Origin of the sequence: Bradyrhizobium sp. 186 (assembly GCF_023101685.1) — a bacterium.
Taxonomy (GTDB): domain Bacteria; phylum Pseudomonadota; class Alphaproteobacteria; order Rhizobiales; family Xanthobacteraceae; genus Bradyrhizobium.
In genome coordinates this window covers 1,533,290-1,552,274 of sequence record NZ_CP082164.1, presented here as the reverse complement: position 1 = coordinate 1,552,274, position 18,985 = coordinate 1,533,290, and the positions used below count along the sequence as shown (strand labels likewise).

Sequence of the window (18,985 nt, the reverse complement as noted above, 5' to 3'; positions counted from 1 at the left end):
ACAGCAAACCGGCGCAAGGTTGCACACGCCAATGACGATCGCTTCGCCTGCGCCACCAGCCTCGAATCCGGCCAGTTGGCTCAATAACCAGCCTTATCTGCTGTTGAGCCTGAGCTCGCTGTTCTGGGCCGGCAACATCGTGCTCGCGCGCCATGTCGGCGCCCATGTGCCGCCGCTGACGGTGACCACGATCCGCTGGTTCGGCGTGTTCCTGATCCTGCTGCCGTTCTCATGGCCGCATCTGAAGCGTGACTGGCCGAACTTGCGCAAGAGCCTGCCGCTGATGCTGTTCCTGTCGCTGGTCGGCTTTGCCTTCAACAACGCGATCTCATACTGGGCCCTGCAATACACGGAGGCGCTGAACGCGCTTCTGATCCAGTCGGCCGGACCGCTGTTCGTGGCGCTGTGGTCGCTGGTGCTGTTCGGCGTGCGGCTGACAGGCGCGCAACTCGCCGGGATCGCGATCTCGCTTGCGGGCGTGCTGATCATCATCCTGCACGGCGATTTCGCGGCACTCGCGAGCATCACGCTCAACAAAGGCGACATCATGTTTGCCTCTTCGCTGGTGGCGTTCGGGATCTACTCCGCCTTCATCCCGCGCCGGCCGAAGGTTCATCAGCTTTCCTTTCTCTCCTTCACCACCTGCTGCGGCGCGATGATGCTGCTGCCCACGGCCATCTGGGAGGCCTGGAGCGGCCGCGTCATGCAATTCGATACGGTGACGCTGGCGACGCTGGGCTACATCCTGATCTTCCCCTCGACGCTTGCCTATCTCTTCTTCAACCGCGGCGTGGCGCTGATCGGCCCGAACCGCGCCGCGCCGTTCTTTCATCTCGTGCCAGTGTTCGGCTCGGCGATGGCGATCCTGCTGCTCGGCGAAAAGCTCCAGCCGTTTCACCTGATCGGCTACGCGCTGGTCCTCGCCGGCGTCGTGATCGCCTCGCGCCAGGGCTCGGCGGTGAAGTAATTCCGCGCTGCGGACGCGTGCGCTCGTCTGCCATCTTCCGGTTTCGATTTGGACCGGCTAGGTTCCCCGCCAACGAAAAAGAGGGAACGACCAAACATGCTTTCAGCGCTGATTCGAAGCCTCCGCACCGCCGGCGCAGCCGTGCTGTGTCTTGCCGCCGCGTCCGCCGCGCGGGCCGACAATTATCCCAGCCGCAACATCACGCTGGTCTTGCCCTTCGCAGCCGGTAGCGGCACCGACACCACGACACGGCTGATCTCCCACCACCTCGCGCAGGCGCTCGGCGTCGGCATCATCATCGAGAACAAGGCGGGCGCCAACGGCATGATCGCCGCGACCTATGTCGCGCGCGCCGCACCGGACGGCTACACGCTGCTGGTGACGACCAACACGACGCATTCGGCCAATCCCTATCTGCTCAAGAGTCTGACCTACGATCCCGTCAAGGACTTCACCCCGATCGCGCGCACCGGCGATTTGCCCTTCATGCTGGTCGTTCATCCCGACGTGCCGGCCAAGACCGTCGGCGAGCTCGTCGCCTATGGCAAGGCCAATCCGGGCAAGCTGAGCTACGCCTCGGGCTCGTCCTCGGCGATCGTGTCGGGGGCGACCTTTGCGCACAATGCCGGGCTCGACCTCCTGCACGTGCCTTACAAGAGCTCGCCGCCGGCGCTCAACGACGTCATGGGCGGCCGCGTCTCGATGATGTTCGTCGACATCCTGACCGGCCTGCCGCACGTCAACGGCAATGCGCTGCGGGCACTCGCCGTCACCACCAAGGACCGCTCGCCACTGGTGCCGAACCTCCCCTCGATGCAGGAGGCCGGCGTGCCGGACTTCGACATCTCGTCGTGGCAGGGCTATTTCGGTCCGGCCGGAATGCCGAAGGAGATCGTGACGCGGCTCAACGCCGAGATCAGGAAGATCGTCGAGAAGCCGGAGATCAAGGCCCAGCTCGCGACGCTCGGCATGGACGCCTTCTCCGGCACGCCGGAACAGCTCGGCACTTTCGTCAACGAGCAGCTCGTGCTGTGGGAGAAGCTGATCACGAACGCGAAGATCGAGAAGCAGTAAGCTGACAGCCCGTCACATTCTCCGTCATGGCCGGGCATAGCCGTCCGAAGGACGGCGTCGCTTCCGCTCGCCTATGTCCCGGCCATCCACGTGTATCCTCGCACGCGGTCACCAAGAACGTGGATGCCCGGGACAAGCCCGGGCATGACGATCGTGTTTGATGGCAACGCCTTGGTGCAGCGACTTAAGCCGCGCGCACCTTGGCGAGGAAGCCGTCGACCGCGCTACGCAGCGCACCGGACTGGTTGTCCAGCTCGCGGGCGTTGGAGAGCACGTCGGTCGCCGCCGTTCCCGTGGCCTCCGCGGCCGAGGCGACGCTGCCGATATGGGTGTTGATCTCGTTCGAGCCGGCCGCCACCGACTGGATGTTGCGGGCGATCTCGCGGGTCGCCTCGCCCTGCTGTTCGATGGACGAGGAAATGCCGGCGGTGATCTCGCTCATCTCGGCAATGGTCTGGGTGATGCCGCCAATCGCCGCGACCGCATCGCTGGTCGAGGTCTGCATCGCCGCGACCTGCGCGGAGATTTCCTCGGTCGCCTTTGCGGTCTGGTTGGCGAGCGCCTTGACCTCGGAGGCGACGACGGCGAAGCCGCGGCCGGATTCACCGGCACGCGCCGCCTCGATGGTGGCGTTGAGCGCGAGCAAATTGGTCTGCGCCGCGATCGAATGGATCAGCTTGACCACTTCGCCGATCTTCTCGGCGCCGGTGGAGAGCTCCTGCACCGTGGCGTTGGTGCGCTCGGCATCGTTGACCGCGCGGCTCGCCACTTCAGTCGAGCGCGTCACCTGGCGGGAGATTTCCGCAACCGAGCTCGACAGCTCCTCGGCGGCGGCTGCGACCGTCCCGACATTACCCGACGCCCTCTGCGAGGCCGCGCCGACGGTCGCCGCCCGCGAAGAGGCGTCGCTGGCGGTCGCGGTCATCGACTGCGCCGTGGTCTGCATGCCGGCTGCGGCCGAGGAGACCGAGCGCACGATGCCGTTGACGCTGCGTTCGAAGTCACTGGCGATACCTTCCATCGCGCTGCGACGTTCCGCCGCGGCGCGCTCCTTGGCCTCCGCTTCGGTGTTCTCGATACCGCGAATGCGGACCGCGTTGTCCTTGAAGATCTGGACCGTGGCAGCCATCGCGCCGACCTCGTCGCCGCGTCCGACGCCGGGAATGTCGCCCTCGAGCTTGCCGTCGGCGAGATCCTTCATGCGGGTGCCGAGCAGCGCCAGCGGGCGGCTGATGCTGCGGCCGAGCAGCCAGGCGACACTGCCGGCAACGACGACGATGCCGAGCATCGCGAGGCCGAGCAGCCAGTAGACCGGGCCCATCTTGGCGTCGATATCGTCGAGATAGGCGCCGGTGCCGAGATACATGTCGAAGCCGGGGACCGCGACTGCGTAGCCGAGCTTGCGGATCGGCTTCTCCTGGCCGGGCTTCATATATTCATAGAAGAGCAGGATGTCGCCGTTGGCCTTGACCCCGTCCATGATCTCGCGGGACAGTCTCCGCCCGTTCGTCTCCACCTCCATGCGGTTCTGGCCGACCTGCTTCGGATCGGGCGCAAGCTGCGTGATGCCGTCATAGGTGGTGCCGAAGAGATAGCCGGAGTTCTTGTCATACGTCATCGCGTTGCCGTACCGGCGGAGTTCCCCGAGCGCGGCATCCTTCGTCATCTCGCCGGCGCTGACCCGCTTCATCAAGGTGGCCGCGTAGTTGCGCGCCAGTTCGACGATCGCCTTGGTCTGATCGATGCGCGCATTCACCATCTCGCGCTTCATCAGGTAGCCGGCAAGAACCCCGGAAATGCACAGGCCAAACAAGGTCACGCCAACAAGAATGCCGAGCTTGGGGGCGATCTTCATATTGCTCAATTTCACGGGATGGCTCCGGCAACAAAGGGATACGGACGCGCGAGAGAATCGATCAAAATTAAATCAACCTTTAGTGTGGCAGCCCTTAGCAACCTGTTACGACGGCTCCGTAGAAGGGCGGAGCGGCGGCAGAAAACCGGCAATAACCATCATATCCGACAACCGCTAATTGTACGCGACCGCATGGATTTCGCGTAAAAGACGCAAAGGCCCGCCACAGGTGCGGGTCGCAACAAGAACCGACAAACCAAATCGGGAGCAGGACATGCCGAAATACAGGGTGGTGACGCCGAAGGGCGCGAGCTTCACGGTCGCGGGCAGCGACTATTCCTATGAGCGCGAGGCGCTCGATCCGATCGATGCCGAGATCATCGAGGCGTCCGCCAACGAGGCCGAGTTCATCGCCGCTGCGAAAACCGCCGACGCCATCTATGCCAAGGGCATCCCGATCACCAAGGCCATCATCGACGCGCTGGACAACTGCAAGGTGATCACGCTCGGCTCGGTCGGCGTCGACAGCGTCGACGTCAAGGCCGCCACCGCGCGCGGCATTCCCGTCACCAACATCCCCGACACGTTCATCGAGGAGGTCGCCGACCACGCCATGATGCTGCTGCTCGCAGGCTTCCGCCGCCTGGTCGAACAGGATCGCATGGCACGCAGCGGCCGCTGGGCGGAGGGCCGGCCGGCACTGTTGAAGGTTCCGCGGCTGATGGGCCAGACGCTCGGCTTCATCTCGTTCGGCCGCGTCGCGCGTGCGGTGGCGAAACGTGCCGCGCCCTTCGGCCTGCGCATGATGGCCTACGATCCCTTCATCCAGGAGACGCTGATGTACGACCACGGCGTCATCCCGGCGACGCTGAACGAGGTGCTGTCGCAATCCGACTTCGTCTCGATGCATGCCCCTGCCCGGCCCGAGGTGCATCACATGCTGACCGAGAAGCATTTTCGGCAGATGAAGAAGGGCTCGGTGTTCATCAATACGGGCCGCGGCGCCACGGTGGACGAGGAGAGCCTGATCAAGGCGCTTCAGGAGGGCTGGATCGCGCACGCGGCGCTCGACGTGCTGGAGAAGGAGCCGCCGTCGCACAACAATCCCCTGCTCGGCATGGAGAATGTCACCCTGACCGCCCATGTCGCTTCGGCCTCGGCACGGTTCGACGAAGCGCGCAAGCGCCGCGTGGGCTACGAATTGTCACTGGTGCTTCAGGGCATGTGGCCGGTAAGCTGCGTCAACCCGTCGGTGCTGCAAAGCACCGCGCTCCGCCGCTGGCAGCCCGTCAGCATGGACCGCGGTCCCAACAGCTAGGCGGCGGCGCAAAACGCGCCGGAACCAAAAGACCCTTCACCGGCGATCAACGCCGGGAAGGGAAACAACAGGGAGGAACTGATGAGGAACGACCTCACGCGTCGTGACGCCTTGGCACTTGGCCTGTCCGCCGCGACGCTCGCCGCAACCGGTGCTGCAGCGCAAACACCGTCACAGATCAAGGCCGCAGACGCGGCAGCGCCGAACCTGCCGATCGAGAAGGGCGCAACCCTGCGCATGCTGCGGCCGGTGCGCTTCGTCCAGGCCGACGAGGACGTATTCCGCGCCAATGCGGCGAGATTCACCAAGGAGACCGGGGTCGAGGTCAAGGTCGATTTCGTCGGCTGGGAAGACATCAACCAGCAGACCGCGGTGACCTCCAATTCCGGCGCCGGCCCCGACATCATCATCGGCTTCTCCGACGCGCCTCACATCTATGTCGACAAGCTGATCGAGCTGACCGACGTCGCCGACTATCTCGGCAAGCGCTATGGCGGATGGCTGGCGCTGGCGCAGAAGTACGGCAGGAAGAGCAAGAGCGACAGCTGGATCGGACTGCCGTTCGGCGCCACCTCCGGTCCGCTGATCTACCGCAAGTCGATCCTGCAATCGGTCGGCTTCGACAAGGTTCCGGAAGATCATGCCGGAGTTCTCGACCTGTGCCGCAAGCTGCACAAGGCGGGCAAGCCGGCCGGCTTCGCGCTCGGCAATGCCAAGGGCGACGGCAACGGCTTCGCCAATTGGGCGCTGTGGTCGCACAATGCGGCCCTGCTCGACGAGGAGGGCAACGTCGTCATCAACAGCAAGGAGACGATCGCCGCGCTGAACTGGGTCAAGGAACTGTACCCTACCTTCATCGCCGGCACCGCGTCATGGAACGACGTCAGCAACAACCGCGCCTACTCCTCACAGGAAATCTCGCTGACCGCCAACGGCGTCTCGTTGTACTTCTCGCTGAAGAACGATCCGGCGACCCGCGCTATCGCGGAGGACAGCGAGCATCAGCTGCTGCCGAAGGGCGTGGCGAAGATTTCACCCATGGCGGGCCTGACGCTGAACGCGATGGTCTTCAAGCACAGCCAGTATCCCAACGCCGCAAAGGCGTTCCTGCAATACATGCTGGAAAAGGACCAGTACGAGCCGTGGCTCAACGCCAACTCAGGCTACTGGGCCCAGCCGCTGGCCGCCTATGCCGAAGCCAAGGTCTGGGGCGAGGATCCCAAGGTCAAGATCTTCAGGAACACCATGAACAGCACCTACTACGACGGCTACAAGGGCCCGATCTCGTCGGCAACCGGCGCTGTCAGCTCGGATTACGTGCTGGTCCAGATGTGCGCCTCGGTTGCCACCGGTGCTGCCACGCCGGAGCAGGCGGCCGCCGAAGCCGAGCGGCGGTGCAAGCGGTATTTCCGTCGATGAGAGAACGCTAGCCGCTCTTCGTCATTCCGGGACGATGCGAAACATCGAACCCGGAATGACCGCAGCAAACGGGACAAGAGCACGATGTCCGTAACCACACTCTCCTCCGCCGCCCTGGCGCAGCGGCAGCCGTCGTGGCTGGTGCGGCTGTTCGACTACAAGCCGTTCCTGATCGTAATGTGCCTCGCGCCCGCGATCGGGCTGCTCGCGGTGTTCCTGACCTATCCGCTTGGCCTCGGTATCTGGCTCGCCTTCACCGACACCACGATCGGCCGGCGCGGCGTTTTCGTCGGGCTCGAGAACTTCCAATACCTGCTCACTGATCCGCTGTGGTGGGGCGCGGTGTTCTACAGCGTGTTCTATACCGCCGTCGCGACCTTCGGAAAGTTTGCGCTCGGCTTCTGGCTCGCGCTGTTGCTCAACAACCATTTTCCGTTCAAGAGCCTGCTCCGCGCCATCGTGCTGCTGCCCTGGATCGTGCCGACGGTGCTCTCGGCGCTGGCGTTCTGGTGGATCTACGATCCGCAATTCTCGATCATCTCCTACCTGCTGGTCGACGTGCTGCACTGGCGGACGAGCAACATCGATTTCCTCGGCTCGGCCTGGCCTGCGCGCTTCTCGCTGATCGCCGCCAACATCTGGCGCGGCATTCCCTTCGTCGCGATTTCGCTGCTCGCGGGCCTTCAGACCATCTCGCCCTCGCTCTACGAGGCCGCGATGCTCGACGGCGCCAGCGCCTGGCAGCGCTTCCGCTACATCACCTTCCCGATGATGATGCCGATCCTCGCCATCGTCATGACCTTCTCTATCATCTTCACCTTCACCGACTTCCAGCTCGTCTACGCCATCACCCGCGGCGGTCCGGTGAACTCCACGCACCTGCTGGCGACGCTTGCGTTCCAGCGCGGCATCGCCGGTGGCGAGCTCGGCGAAGGCGCCGCGATCGCGGTGTCGATGATCCCGTTCCTGGTGTTCGCGACGCTGTTCTCCTATTTCGGCCTGGCGCGCCGCAAATGGCAGCAGGGAGAGAGCAATGACTGACACCGCCGCGCAACCGGCCGCCGTCGCCAACACGCCACCGGACACCATGGCCTGGGATTCCGGGCTGCGGCGGCTGATGATGATCTACCTGCCGCTCGGCTGTTTCGTGCTGATCCTGCTGTTTCCGTTCTACTGGATGGCGATCACCTCGTTCAAGCCGAACGCGGAGCTGATGAACTTCAAGGAGCACAACCCTTTCTGGATCACCTCGCCGACGCTCGCCCATATCAAGCATCTCTTGTTCGACACCGCCTATCCGCGCTGGCTGAAGACGACGATGTTCGTCGCGATCGGCTCGACCACGCTCTCGCTGATCGCCAGCACGCTAGCTGCCTACGCCATCGAGCGGCTGCGCTTCCGCGGCAGCCCTTATGTCGGGCTGGGCATCTACCTTGCTTATCTGGTGCCGCCGTCGATCCTGTTCATCCCGCTCGCCACCGTGGTGGTGCAGTTCGGCCTGTTCGACAGCCCGCTTGCGCTGATCCTGGTCTATCCGACCTTCCTGGTGCCGTTCTGCACCTGGCTGCTGATCGGCTATTTCAAGTCGATCCCCTACGAGCTCGAGGAATGCGCGCTGGTCGACGGCGCGACGCGGCTCCAGATCCTGCGGCGGATCACGCTGCCGCTCGCGGTGCCTGGGCTGATCTCGGCCGGCATCTTTTCCTTCACGCTGTCATGGAACGAGTTCATCTACGCGCTCGCCTTCATCCAGAGCGGCGCCAACAAGACCGTGCCGGTCGCGATCCTGACCGAGCTCGTCACCGGCGACGTCTACCAATGGGGCGCGCTGATGGCCGGCTCGCTGCTCGGCTCGCTGCCGGTCGCGATTTTCTATTCGCTGTTCGTGGATTACTACGTGTCCTCCCTCACCGGCGCGGTAAAGGAGTAACCCGCGCCTGCGGCCATTGGCCCGCTTTCACAAAACTGCAACACGCGGTCCGCATAAGACGGCTCCGTTAACAGGAGACGCCCATGCGCGCGACCTTTCTTGCCTCCGTCGCAACGATCCTTCTCACCGCGAGCACGGCACTCGCCCAGAACGAAGGCGAATTCCCCGCGAAGCTCGCCGGCCACGTGGTGATGCCGGCCGCCACCTTCATCGACGCGCCGGCGGATGCGCCCGCCGATCTCAAGACCTCGGGCAAATACACCACAGGCAAGCGCGTCGACGCGCTCGGCACCGTGATGGGCAAATCCTATGAACGCCCGACCGGCGTATCGCTGCCGTTCAAGGGCCAGCCACTCCAGGGCCATTCCGGCATCAAGTCGATGGGCGACGGCACCTTCTGGGTCATCACCGACAACGGCATGGGCGCGCGCGCCAACTCGCCGGACTCGATGCTGTATCTCAACCGCTACAAGATGGATTGGGCGAGCGGCAAGATCGAGCGTCAGGAGACCGTCTTCCTGCACGATCCCGACAAGAAGGTGCCGTTCCGCATCGTCCATGAAGATACGCAGAAGCGTTACCTCACGGGCTCCGATTTCGACACCGAGGGTTTCCAGATCGTCGGCGACGTCTTCTGGATCGGCGACGAGTTCGGTCCCTACATCCTGAAGGCCGACAAGACCGGCAAGATCCTTGGGCTGTTCGAGACGGTCGCCGACGGCAAGCCGGTGCGCTCGCCCGATCACTGGGCGGTGGCGACGCCGGGCGCGCCGGGTGCGACCTACACCAACGTCAATCTCCGCCGCTCCAAGGGTTATGAAGGCTTTGCCTCCTCGAAGGACGGCAAATTCCTCTACGGCCTGCTCGAGGGCCCGCTGTGGGATGCCGACAAGAAGGACTGGGAGAAAGTCGACGGCAGGGAAGCCTCCCGCATCCTCGAATTCGACGTCGCCGCGGAAAAATTCACCGGCCGCTACTGGCAATACGTGTTCGAGCAGAACGGCAACGCCATCGGCGACTTCAACATGATCGACCCGGCGAGCGGCCTCATCATCGAGCGCGACAATGGCGAAGGCACGCCCGACAAAGCCTGCCCGCAGGGCACGCGCGGCGAAAACTGCTTCCCGGATATCGCCAAGTTCAAGCGCGTCTACAAGATCGAGCTGTCGGACGCCAATGTCGGCAAGCCCGTGCGCAAGATCGGCTATATCGACCTGTTGAAGATCAAGGACCCCGACAAGAAGGCGAAGAAGCCGCTCAATGACGGCGTCTACACCTTCCCATTCTTCACCATCGAGAACGTCGATCGCGTCGACGAGACCCACATCATCGTCGGCAACGACAACAATCTGCCATTCTCGTCCAGCCGCGATCCCAACAAGGCCGACGACGACGAGTTCATGTTGCTCGAAGTCGCCGATTTTCTGAAGGCGAAGTAAGGCATCGGTCTCTCCTCACGAGCCACAAAATCCGCCGTCGTCCCGGCGAAGGCCGGGACCCATAACCACAGGACGGAGTCGTGGCACGAGATGGTGGTGACGAATCTTCGCCAAAACTCGATCCTGTGGTTATGGGTCCCGGATCTGCGCTTACGCTTGTCCGGGACGACGGCGGAGGATGTGGAGGTCCGCTCTATCTCACCGTAAACTCCACCGGGATCGCAAAGCCCATCGATCCGTTCTTGATCTCAGCCGGGATCGGCGGAAAGGGCTGCGCCTGGCGGATCATCGACATCGCCTGGGCATCGAAGGCGGCAACGCCCGACGATCCGCCGAGACGGCTCGATGTGACCTGCCCGCTCCGGCTCAGCGTAAAGCTGAGCCTGGCAACACCGCGCTGACCGCCGCCACCGGACGGATATTGGTGGAAGCGCATCAGATGCGCGCGGACGCGTTGATTGTAGGATGCGATCACTGAAGCCACCGCGCCTGCGCTCACTGCCGATGCCATCCGTGCCTCGCGCTCGGCGCGCGGCGGCGCGCTGGTGCGCGGCGCTGGCGTCGCCTCCGACGGCTTCTTGGCCTCGCGTCGAATCACCTTCGGCTTCGCAGGCATGGGCCTTTCGATCGGCACGATCTTCGCCGGCTCGGGCTTGGCCGGTGTCGGCTCCAGCTTCTGCTCCGGCGGCGCCACGACCTCCGGCTTCTGCTGCGGCGGCGTCGGTGCGATGGTCTCCTCGACGGCCTGCTGCTGCATGGGCTCCGGCGGCGAGGCGTCGGCCTCCTGCATCGGCGGTCCCGGCGCGACGTCGTCCAGCGTCGGCTGCGGCGCCGACGTCGCCGGCGCCATATCGACCATGATCGCCGGCAGGCTGACGCCCAACTCGGGCTTTGACTTGAGCCAACTCATGGCAAGCAGCGCGGCAGCGACATGCAGTGCGACGATCACCGTCGCCGATGCGCCCCAGCGTGGGCCCTCGCGCTCGCCGAGCGGCTCGTGCAGGGCAAAAGCGTTCGCGGCCATCAACTGCGTCCGTCGAGGCCGACGAGCGCGACCTTGAGATAACCGGCATTGCGCAAGGTGTTCATCACCTCCATCAGATCGCCGTAGGAGACAGCCTTGTCGGCGCGCAGATAGATGCGCTCGTCCTTGCGGCCCTTGGTGGCAGCGTCGAGCGACGCCCGGAGCGCGTCGCGGGCGACGACATCCTCGCCCACGGCGATCGAGAGGTCCGGCTTTACGGTGACGAAGACCGGCTTGTCCGGCCGCGACGCCGGCTCGGCGGCGGTTGCCGGCAGCTCGACGCCGATATCGACGGTGGCGAGCGGCGCGGCCACCATGAAGATGATCAGCAACACCAGCATGACGTCGATGAACGGCGTGACGTTGATCTCATGGGTCACGTCGAGGTCGCCAGGGTCGCCGCGCGACCTGAGCGGCGATGACGAGCGGGCGCCGAGCTTCGCGGCCATGGCCTACTCCGCCGCCCGCGCCAGACGGAAATCGCGATGGTCGCGCTGCCGGCTGACCAGCAGCATGAGCTGCGCCGAGGCGTCGCCAAGCAACGCGCGGTAACTGGTGATGCCGCGGACCAGTTGATTGTAGATCACGACCGCCGGGATCGCGGCGACGAGGCCGAGCGCGGTGGCGAGCAGCGCCTCCGCGATGCCGGGCGCAACCACCGCAAGGCTCGTGGTGTGGCTCTCGGAGATGCCGATGAAGGAATTCATGATGCCCCAGACCGTGCCGAACAGGCCGACGAACGGCGCGGTGGCGCCGATGGTCGCGAGCACGCCGGTGCCGCGCGCGATCTGACGGGACATCGCGGCCTCGACGCGATCGAGCCGCAGCGCCACGCGCTCCTGGAGACCGTCGTCGAGGATGCCGCCGGAGAGCTCAGCTTCCCTGGCGCAGGACTGGATGAGCTGAGCCACCGCATCATGCGCGTCGCCCGCCCGCTCAGCCGCCTCGGCCAGCTTCATGTTGCCTTCGAGCGCACGCGTCCGCTTCGAGGCGAGCGCGCTCTTGCGGCGCAGCTCGATGGTCTTGGCAAGCCACACCGTCCACGTCACCAGCGAGGCGACAGCAAGCCCGATCACCACCGCCTTCACGACGATGTCGGCGCTGACGAACATGCCCCAGGGCGACAAATTACGCGGCAACAGCGCCTCGTCCGTCGCCGCGAAGGCCGACGTCGGCGCCAGCGCCTGCGCGATGGATCCGATCCCGTGCCGAAGCCTAAAATTGCTCTGCATCCTGATCTCCCGACAGACAGAAGGAAGCTACGCCGCGGGCTGCGCCGCGATGCGGTCGGCAAGCTGCCGGAACCGCGCAAGCTGGTCGGCGCGCAACGCCCGGGTCTCGTCGCGGCCGACGAAGACCTTGAACATGATGCCGCCGTCGGCATTGACGAATGCGACGAAGGCCGAATTCTTGCCCATGAAGGGACGCTCGACGAAGGCTGTGGCCGCGCAGCGCTCATGGCGAAGATGGCCGTGCAATCCCTTCGGCTGCATTAGGTTGAAATAGCCGCGGCCGATCTCGCCCGCGGGAATGGCCCCCGTGAACTCGAAGATCGCATCATCGGTGTGCACGATCAGCGTCACTTCGCCCCACTCTGCGATATCCTGCATGGCGGCGGCGAAATGCTCGCCGGCGCCAAAGCGCACCATGGACGACGGCAGCGCCTCGATCACCGCGCGCGGCGAGACCTTGCGCTCGCGCGCAACGTCCTCGATCACCGCGTCGGGATTGTCGGCCATGTGCGCCCTGAGATCGGCGAGGTCGGTGCTCAGCATGTTCGGCTCCTTTCGTGCTCCAGCGCGGCGTTAAGCGGCCGCGGCCTTGCGCTCGCTCTGGATCACCTCAAAGCCCTCGAACTTGGGATGGCCGAGATAAAGGCTGTCGCCGGTCCTGTTGTCGGCGCGGGCATGGGCGCGGCGGAATTCCTCCGAGCGCGTCCAGGCTTCGAACGCCGCCTTGTCGACCCAGCTGGTGTGCGAGGAATAGAGCGTGTGGTCCTCGGCCTCCGGGCCTTTCAACAGGTGAAACTCGACGAAGCCCGACATGCTGCCGAGATAGGATTCGCGCGTAGCCCAGACGGTCTCGAACGCGATCTCCGCGCCCTTCTTCACTTCAAACCGGTTCATGGCGATAAACATGAAAATCTCTCCTTCTCATCAAGACGAAAAACGCGCCGAAGCCGCGCTGGAGCATCAACGCGGCCCGGCGGAGATTGATGGTGTTGCGATGCCTGCGGCTACGCCCCTCCAAAGTGAATCTTCAAGCCGGCCTTGTAGACCCTGCCGGGTCCCGGGCTCGACCACAGCACGTCGTTCTGCGTGGTGCCGTCGGTAGAGCTGCCGGGAATGGCATAAGGCCGGTAGTACTGGTTCAAGAGATTGTCGATCGATGCCGAGAACACGATGTCCTTGGTCGCGTTCCAGGTCAGGTACAGATTGACCAGCTCGTATCCGGTCGCAGGCAGATAGCCGGCGGGCACGTCATTGTTGGGACCGAACGAGGCCCACTGCGCCGTCAGGATCAGAGTGCGATCGATCAGGCGGACACCGCCGGTCGTGACGACCTTGCGCGGGGTGATGGTTGCAAGCCCGATATTGGTCGCGACGTTCTTGCCCTGGATGTAGTGACCGGCGACACCGACGAACCAGAGACCGGCATCGTACATGGTCTCCGCCTCAAAGCCCTCGATCCGCGCATTGGCGATGTTCTGGTACTGGTAGTACTGGCTGAGTAAACCGAACGGCGTCGCGACCGGCGTCGAAGGGACGAGGTCGATGTAGTCGCTTACGTCGTTGCGGAAGAGGTTGATCTTGCCGCGGAACGAGTCGGACGCGGCAAAGATGCCGTCATATTTCAGGTTGAAGCCGACTTCCTTGTTCTTGCCGACTTCTGGACGAAGATTCGGGTTGGGCAGGAAGCAAAACAGGCCGCTGGTTCCATCAGGACAGGGGAAGAACGCCGGTCCGCCGCCGGTCGCATGCGCACCGGAGATCACGGTCTCGGTGATCGACGGGGCGCGATAGCCTTCGGCATAGCTGACATAGGGCTGGAAGCCGGCGACCGGCGTTACACCCAAAGTGATCTTTGGCGAGAAGCGATCGCCGCCGGTGTTCGTATTTCCGGCCTGCAAATTATAGCGGTCATAACGGATCGCGCTGACGGCCTCGAACCAGGTGCCGTAGTTCTGCTTCAACTGGAGGAAGCCGCCGGACACCGTGCGAATTCCGCTCGGCGTCGTAACGTTGGAATTGCCGCGGCTGTCGCTGGTCTTCACGTCGTCCTGGAACGCATCAACACCGTAGGTCAGCGCGTTGCGCCAGCCACCGACATTGAAGCGCGTGGTGTTATTGGCGTCGATGCCGAACGTATCCAGCACATAGCCGCGCTTGTCGCCGACGCAGCCCGAAATGTTGTTGCCAATGCCGCCGGGGCCGCAATAGGCCGCGCCCGCGGTTGAATAGTGATAGGTCTTGGTCTGGTCGTTGTCGGTGCGATTGCCGTAGAGCGACATGTGCCAGTCGAACAGATTATCGCTCGGCAGCGCGTAGTTCCAGGTGACGGTGCCGGTGTAATTCTTGGCGTCGGATGCATAGACCGACGAGCCCTGATAGAGCGCACGCTGCGCTGCCGTGGCCACCGGGCCGGTGTTGAACTGGCCGATAGTGTATTGATAGTCCTGGAAGACGGCGCCGAACTTGACCTCATGACCGATTGCGGGGCGCACCGTGAGCTTCATCAGCCCGCTTTTGACCTGATTGCCGGTGTTGCCGATCTCGGTGCCGTTGCCGTCCTTGTAGTTGCCTTGCGTGCGGTAAACCGCGCCGCCGAAAATATCGACGTCGGGCGTAGCGCGTACGCCGCCGAACACCGAGCCGAGGCCGCGACTGTTGTTCGAACCATAGGAGCCGGAGAGATCGACACCCCAGCGCTCGCCCGGACGCAGCACATCGTTGATGTCCTTGGTGCGGAACGAGACGAGGCCGCCGATCGCGCCGGAGCCATAGATGTTGGCGGTCGGGCCGCGCACGACGTCGACGCCGCCGATCAGCTCGGGATCGAGGAAGAAGGAGCCGTTGGCGTTGTGGCCGGTGCGCTGATAGTTCTGCCGCGCACCGTCGACGACCACGGCGACGCGGCCGAAATCCTGCAAGCCGCGGATGTTGATGACGGTCGCGGGATCGTCGCCGCGCTCCTGGAACGACACGCCGGGAACGGCGTAGAAGATGTCTGACAGCCGGTTCGGCTGCAGACCCTGGATCTTGTCGAGCGTCACGGAGCTGACGGGCGCGAGCGCATCGATCGCGCGCTCCGGGGTTTTGGTCGCAGCGACCGTGATGGTGTCGAGCGTCTGCACGGGCGCGGTGCCACCGGCCTGGGCACGAGCGTTCATCACCTCAGGTGTTGCCTGCTGCGCGAGTTGCGGCTTGGCCTGCTTGCGTTTGGCCTGCTTCGACCGATCCGACGACGCACGTTCGGCTTGCGGCTGAGCCGTCTGCGCAAGACCGCTCTCCGTCGCCAATGCCGCGATTGAAACCACAGACGCGCCCAAAATCAGGGCGCGCGAATACCTAGCCCCGTCAGCCATATCACCCCAGCCTGCACTTCACTTTGTTGGTTGGCTGGCGTGCGTTCACACGGCGAACGACTGGCTGGCTAATTTTCTTACGACACGGGACAAGTTGCCCGCTGTCATGATTGGTTACGTGGCCACACTCTGACGGTCAATGACGTCAGGTTGCAGATTATATCGATTGTAAGTTGCTGCCGTTGGAATGCGCATCGCGCGGCTTATACAAGCAGGCGGCATCTGAAATTTCGAAAGCGCATCACACCAACAATGTCAGCAGCGTCCGGAGACAAATTCGGCGGCGCGGCGGGGCCGGCAGAAAGCCCTTCCGCAACAACGAGAACGTTGACCATGCGCGGGAGCAGGATCGACAGCCGCGAGCTGTTCGCCGTCGAGCGCGAGATCATCATCGCGCATGGCGAAGACACCTATCGCCTGCGTCTGACCTCGCAGAACAAGCTGATCCTGACGAAGTAACCTGCAATGACATTTTGTCGCACCCTCGCACCTCTCCTGCTCACCGGCGCGATCGCGCTCACCTCCGCCGCGCACGCCGCCGGTATCACCGTGCATGACGCACGCAACCGCGACGTCGCCGTCACCGACTTCGCACGCACGGTCTCGATCGGCGGCGCCATCACCGAGATCCTCTATGCGCTGGGCCTCGAAAGCCGGCTGGTCGGCGTCGACACCACGAGCCTCTATCCGGCGGCGGCGCTGCACGACAAACCCAATGTCGGCTACATGCGGCAGATTTCAGCCGAGGGCGTGCTGGGTCTCAACCCCACGCTGATCCTCGCCATCCAGGGCACTGGTCCACGCGAAACCATGGACCTCCTGGAGACGGCGAAGGTGCCGCTGGTGCTGGTGCCTGAGACCTTCTCCGAGGAAGGCCTGGTCGAAAAGATCAGGCTGGTCGGCCACGCCATGGGCGTCGATGCACGCGCCGAGTGCTTGGCCACGGCGGTCGGCGCCGATCTCGGTCAGCTCCGCACATTGCGCACCAAGGTGACGAAGCCGGTCCGGGTGATGTTCGTGATGTCGCTCCAGAACGGCCGGGCCATGGTCGCCGGCCACAAGACCGCGGCCGAGGAGATCATCCAGCTTGCGGGCGCCGCCAACGCCGTCGACGATTACGACGGCTACAAGATCATCGGCGACGAGGCGATCGTGGCGGCCAAGCCCGACGTCGTGCTGTCGATCGAGCGCGGCAAGGATTCGCTCCAGGCCGAGGCAATCTATACCCATCCCGGCTTTGCCCTGACGCCGGTCGCGGCCAACAAGAGTTTCATCACGATGGACGGGCTCTACCTGCTCGGCTTCGGGCCGCGGACGGCGGCGGCGGCGCGTGATCTTTCGGTCAAGCTCTATCCGACGCTCGCAGCACAGGCTGGCGGGTTCGCGTCGACCGTTCCGACGGCGAATTGCCGGCAATGAGCGTGGCGATCGAGACGGAGGCGCCTGGCCCGCGGCGGCGAGCAGGCGCGGGACGACGCTCCGCCTCGCTTGTGATCGCCGCGCTGCTCATCGCACTCGCAGCCATCGCGACTGTCGCGCTCACGGTCGGTGCGGCCGGCATTCCTCTCTCCCGACTGCCTGCCGCGCTCGGCCTCGTCCGTGACAATGCCGCCGATGCCGTCACAGCCCGCGACCAACTTGTGCTGTGGTCGATCCGCATTCCCCGGATCGCGGCAGCCGCGATGGTCGGCGGCCTGCTCGCGGCTGCCGGCGCGATCATGCAGGGACTGTTCCGCAATCCGCTCGCCGATCCCGCGCTGGTCGGCGTCTCCAGCGGCGGGGCGCTCGCGGCCGCGGCTGCGATCGTCTTCACCGATTCGCGCTTCGGCGAGACTCTGCGATTCCTCCAAACCGAGCTGCTGCCGCTCGCGGCCTTTGCGGGGTCGCTGGCGACGACCGCGCTTCTCTACGGCATCAGCAGCCGTGCCGGGCGAACCTCGATCGCAATATTTCTGCTCGCCGGTGTCGCCATCACCGCCATCACCAATGCCGGCATCGGCTTGCTGGTGTTCATCGCCGACGACCGCCAGCTCCGCGACATCACCTTCTGGCTGCTGGGCTCGATGAGCGGCGCGACCTGGAGCAAGGCCGCGTTGCTCGCACCGGTTCTGGCGCTCGGGCTTGCGGCCTGCGCCTTTATCGCGCGCGGCCTCGATCTGCTGGTGCTTGGCGAAGCCGACGCCTTTCACGGCGGCGTCGATGTCGAGCGTCTGAAGCGGATCTCCATCGTCGTGGTCTCTGCCATGACCGGCGTCGCGGTGTCGATCAGCGGCGTCATCGGCTTCGTCGGCATCGTCGTGCCACATCTGTTGCGCCTCGTCATTGGGCCGGCGCATCGCCTGCTGCTGCCGGCCTCGGTGCTGCTCGGCGCGATCCTGATGGTCGGCGCCGACACGCTGGCGCGTACGATCGTGGCGCCGGCGGAAATGCCGATCGGCATTTTGACCGCAGCGGTCGGCGCGCCGGTGTTCCTGGGAATTCTGCTGCGGCAGCGTGGGCTCGCCTCGCTATGAGCGCCGTGATCCAAGCGCGGGCCTTGAGCAAGCGCGCCGGCCGCGCGACACTGCTTGATGGCGTCGGCCTGACCGTCACGGCTGGCGAGATGGTCGCCATCATCGGTCCGAACGGCGCCGGCAAATCGACGCTGCTGCGGCTGCTCTCCGGCGATCTCCGCCCGAACGAGGGCGAGGTGTGGCTGAAGCAGCGCGACATCCGCAGCTTCACGCCGCGCGAGCTCGCAGCGCGCCGCGCGATGTTGTCCCAGCACGTCAACGTCACCTTCCCCTTCACCGTCGAGGAGATCGTGCTGATGGGCGCGGGCGATCGCAGCCCGCGCGATGCGGGTGGGCTCGTGGACGCGGCGCTGCACGAGGTCGGCCTCGAGCATTTTCGCGAACGGCAATTGCCGACACTGTCCGGCGGCGAGCAGCAGCGCGCCCATTTCGCCCGCGTGCTGGTGCAGCTCGCCTGCGGCGAGGCCGAGCATGGACCGGGCCTGTTGCTGCTGGATGAGCCGACATCGAGCCTCGATCTGCGCCACCAGATCGACCTGGTCGAGGCCGCGCGGCTCCGCGCGACCGGCGGTACCGCGGTAATCGCGATCGTTCACGACCTCAATCTGGCGATCCGGTTTGCCGACCGGCTGGTGGTGCTGCGCCATGGCAAGCTCACCGCCGACGGCAGCCGCCATGAGGTCGTGACCGACAGGATGATCCGCGAGATTTTTGAGATCGACGCCGTCATCGGCCAAGCCGACGACGGCGTACCTTATCTGCTGCCGCAATCGATGCGCGCAGCCAACGCCACTCAAGCGCGATGACTATCGATCTCCGTGCAAACGCGTTCCGCGTTTGTCGCGAGGGAAAACCGCTGCA

Annotated in this window: 18 protein-coding genes; 11 read left to right on the top strand and 7 right to left on the bottom strand. The window is 64.6% G+C overall.

The window, feature by feature from the left end; genetic code table 11:
• The first annotated feature begins 31 nt into the window (after positions 1-31).
• Together IVB18_RS07220 and IVB18_RS07215 are read left to right on the top strand one after the other, a co-directional pair.
• On the top strand, positions 32-967 hold the full coding sequence (locus IVB18_RS07220; protein ID WP_247988519.1) for a DMT family transporter: 936 nt from the start codon (positions 32-34) through the stop codon (positions 965-967).
• Positions 968-1,063: 96 nt separating this feature from the next.
• The gene (locus IVB18_RS07215) at positions 1,064-2,041 is read left to right on the top strand and encodes a tripartite tricarboxylate transporter substrate binding protein (RefSeq protein WP_247988518.1); all 978 of its coding nucleotides are present in this window, start codon (positions 1,064-1,066) and stop codon (positions 2,039-2,041) included.
• Between the two features lie 184 nt (positions 2,042-2,225).
• On the opposite strand, the gene IVB18_RS07210 is transcribed toward IVB18_RS07215, so the two are convergent.
• Complete coding sequence (locus IVB18_RS07210; protein ID WP_247988517.1) at positions 2,226-3,911, bottom strand: methyl-accepting chemotaxis protein; 1,686 nt, start codon at positions 3,909-3,911, stop codon at positions 2,226-2,228.
• Positions 3,912-4,170: 259 nt separating this feature from the next.
• Here IVB18_RS07210 and IVB18_RS07205 point away from each other — a divergent pair, with 259 nt between their 5' ends.
• The 5 genes from IVB18_RS07205 (at position 4,171) to IVB18_RS07185 (ending at position 10,002) form a co-directional block, all read left to right on the top strand.
• Entirely contained in the window at positions 4,171-5,214 is a 1,044-nt protein-coding gene (locus IVB18_RS07205; protein ID WP_247988516.1) for a C-terminal binding protein, read from the top strand.
• A gap of 81 nt (positions 5,215-5,295) precedes the next feature.
• Positions 5,296-6,633, top strand: a complete 1,338-nt coding sequence (locus IVB18_RS07200) for an extracellular solute-binding protein (RefSeq protein WP_247988515.1) — start codon at positions 5,296-5,298, stop codon at positions 6,631-6,633.
• An 84-nt stretch (positions 6,634-6,717) separates the two neighbouring features.
• On the top strand, positions 6,718-7,674 hold the full coding sequence (locus tag IVB18_RS07195) for a sugar ABC transporter permease (protein ID WP_247988514.1): 957 nt from the start codon (positions 6,718-6,720) through the stop codon (positions 7,672-7,674).
• Positions 7,667-8,563, top strand: coding sequence for a carbohydrate ABC transporter permease (locus IVB18_RS07190; RefSeq protein WP_247988513.1), 897 nt, complete (start codon positions 7,667-7,669; stop codon positions 8,561-8,563). The genes IVB18_RS07195 and IVB18_RS07190 overlap by 8 nt, the downstream gene beginning before the upstream one ends.
• A gap of 83 nt (positions 8,564-8,646) precedes the next feature.
• Positions 8,647-10,002, top strand: a complete 1,356-nt coding sequence (locus IVB18_RS07185) for an esterase-like activity of phytase family protein (RefSeq protein ID WP_247988512.1) — start codon at positions 8,647-8,649, stop codon at positions 10,000-10,002.
• Positions 10,003-10,195: 193 nt separating this feature from the next.
• Here IVB18_RS07185 and IVB18_RS07180 read toward each other — a convergent pair whose 3' ends face one another.
• The 6 genes from IVB18_RS07180 to IVB18_RS07155 form a co-directional block, all read right to left on the bottom strand.
• The gene (locus tag IVB18_RS07180) at positions 10,196-11,026 is read right to left on the bottom strand and encodes an energy transducer TonB (protein WP_247988511.1); all 831 of its coding nucleotides are present in this window, start codon (positions 11,024-11,026) and stop codon (positions 10,196-10,198) included.
• Positions 11,026-11,475 carry a TonB system transport protein ExbD gene (exbD, locus tag IVB18_RS07175; protein WP_247988510.1) on the bottom strand — a complete coding sequence of 150 codons (450 nt, stop codon included), beginning with the start codon at positions 11,473-11,475 and terminating at the stop codon, positions 11,026-11,028. The genes IVB18_RS07180 and exbD overlap by 1 nt, the downstream gene beginning before the upstream one ends.
• 3 nt (positions 11,476-11,478) lie before the next feature.
• Positions 11,479-12,258 (bottom strand): tonB-system energizer ExbB, encoded by a 780-nt coding sequence (gene exbB, locus IVB18_RS07170; protein ID WP_247988509.1) that lies wholly within the window; start codon positions 12,256-12,258, stop codon positions 11,479-11,481.
• Between the two features lie 27 nt (positions 12,259-12,285).
• A complete protein-coding gene (gene hutX / locus IVB18_RS07165) occupies positions 12,286-12,801 on the bottom strand; it encodes a heme utilization cystosolic carrier protein HutX (RefSeq protein ID WP_247988508.1) in 516 nt (171 codons plus the stop codon).
• Positions 12,802-12,831: 30 nt separating this feature from the next.
• Positions 12,832-13,164: an antibiotic biosynthesis monooxygenase gene (locus tag IVB18_RS07160; protein ID WP_247988507.1), complete on the bottom strand. Its 333-nt coding sequence runs from the start codon at positions 13,162-13,164 to the stop codon at positions 12,832-12,834.
• Between the two features lie 98 nt (positions 13,165-13,262).
• Entirely contained in the window at positions 13,263-15,611 is a 2,349-nt protein-coding gene (locus tag IVB18_RS07155; RefSeq protein ID WP_247988506.1) for a TonB-dependent hemoglobin/transferrin/lactoferrin family receptor, read from the bottom strand.
• A gap of 252 nt (positions 15,612-15,863) precedes the next feature.
• Here IVB18_RS07155 and IVB18_RS07150 point away from each other — a divergent pair, with 252 nt between their 5' ends.
• The 4 genes from IVB18_RS07150 to IVB18_RS07135 are packed head-to-tail and all read left to right on the top strand — an operon-like array spanning position 15,864 to position 18,930.
• Complete coding sequence (locus IVB18_RS07150; protein ID WP_247988505.1) at positions 15,864-16,070, top strand: hemin uptake protein HemP; 207 nt, start codon at positions 15,864-15,866, stop codon at positions 16,068-16,070.
• A gap of 6 nt (positions 16,071-16,076) precedes the next feature.
• Entirely contained in the window at positions 16,077-17,030 is a 954-nt protein-coding gene (locus tag IVB18_RS07145; protein WP_247988504.1) for a hemin ABC transporter substrate-binding protein, read from the top strand.
• Positions 17,027-18,124: an iron chelate uptake ABC transporter family permease subunit gene (locus IVB18_RS07140; RefSeq protein WP_247988503.1), complete on the top strand. Its 1,098-nt coding sequence runs from the start codon at positions 17,027-17,029 to the stop codon at positions 18,122-18,124. Before IVB18_RS07145 ends, IVB18_RS07140 begins: the two co-directional genes overlap by 4 nt.
• Positions 18,121-18,930, top strand: a complete 810-nt coding sequence (locus IVB18_RS07135) for a heme ABC transporter ATP-binding protein (RefSeq protein WP_247988502.1) — start codon at positions 18,121-18,123, stop codon at positions 18,928-18,930. Before IVB18_RS07140 ends, IVB18_RS07135 begins: the two co-directional genes overlap by 4 nt.
• Positions 18,931-18,985: the final 55 nt, after the last annotated feature.

Bases quoted from the DNA above. Each gene is read 5' to 3' on its own strand.
- IVB18_RS07220 (WP_247988519.1), top strand. From the start codon at position 32: ATGACGATCGCTTCGCCTGCGCCACCAGCCTCGAATCCGGCCAGTTGG.
- IVB18_RS07215 (WP_247988518.1), top strand. From the start codon at position 1,064: ATGCTTTCAGCGCTGATTCGAAGCCTCCGCACCGCCGGCGCAGCCGTG.
- IVB18_RS07205 (WP_247988516.1), top strand. From the start codon at position 4,171: ATGCCGAAATACAGGGTGGTGACGCCGAAGGGCGCGAGCTTCACGGTC.
- IVB18_RS07200 (WP_247988515.1), top strand. From the start codon at position 5,296: ATGAGGAACGACCTCACGCGTCGTGACGCCTTGGCACTTGGCCTGTCC.
- IVB18_RS07195 (WP_247988514.1), top strand. From the start codon at position 6,718: ATGTCCGTAACCACACTCTCCTCCGCCGCCCTGGCGCAGCGGCAGCCG.
- IVB18_RS07190 (WP_247988513.1), top strand. From the start codon at position 7,667: ATGACTGACACCGCCGCGCAACCGGCCGCCGTCGCCAACACGCCACCG.
- IVB18_RS07185 (WP_247988512.1), top strand. From the start codon at position 8,647: ATGCGCGCGACCTTTCTTGCCTCCGTCGCAACGATCCTTCTCACCGCG.
- IVB18_RS07180 (WP_247988511.1), bottom strand. From the start codon at position 11,026: ATGGCCGCGAACGCTTTTGCCCTGCACGAGCCGCTCGGCGAGCGCGAG.
- exbD (WP_247988510.1), bottom strand. From the start codon at position 11,475: ATGGCCGCGAAGCTCGGCGCCCGCTCGTCATCGCCGCTCAGGTCGCGC.
- exbB (WP_247988509.1), bottom strand. From the start codon at position 12,258: ATGCAGAGCAATTTTAGGCTTCGGCACGGGATCGGATCCATCGCGCAG.
- hutX (WP_247988508.1), bottom strand. From the start codon at position 12,801: ATGCTGAGCACCGACCTCGCCGATCTCAGGGCGCACATGGCCGACAAT.
- IVB18_RS07160 (WP_247988507.1), bottom strand. From the start codon at position 13,164: ATGTTTATCGCCATGAACCGGTTTGAAGTGAAGAAGGGCGCGGAGATC.
- IVB18_RS07155 (WP_247988506.1), bottom strand. From the start codon at position 15,611: ATGGCTGACGGGGCTAGGTATTCGCGCGCCCTGATTTTGGGCGCGTCT.
- IVB18_RS07150 (WP_247988505.1), top strand. From the start codon at position 15,864: ATGTCAGCAGCGTCCGGAGACAAATTCGGCGGCGCGGCGGGGCCGGCA.
- IVB18_RS07145 (WP_247988504.1), top strand. From the start codon at position 16,077: ATGACATTTTGTCGCACCCTCGCACCTCTCCTGCTCACCGGCGCGATC.
- IVB18_RS07140 (WP_247988503.1), top strand. From the start codon at position 17,027: ATGAGCGTGGCGATCGAGACGGAGGCGCCTGGCCCGCGGCGGCGAGCA.
- IVB18_RS07135 (WP_247988502.1), top strand. From the start codon at position 18,121: ATGAGCGCCGTGATCCAAGCGCGGGCCTTGAGCAAGCGCGCCGGCCGC.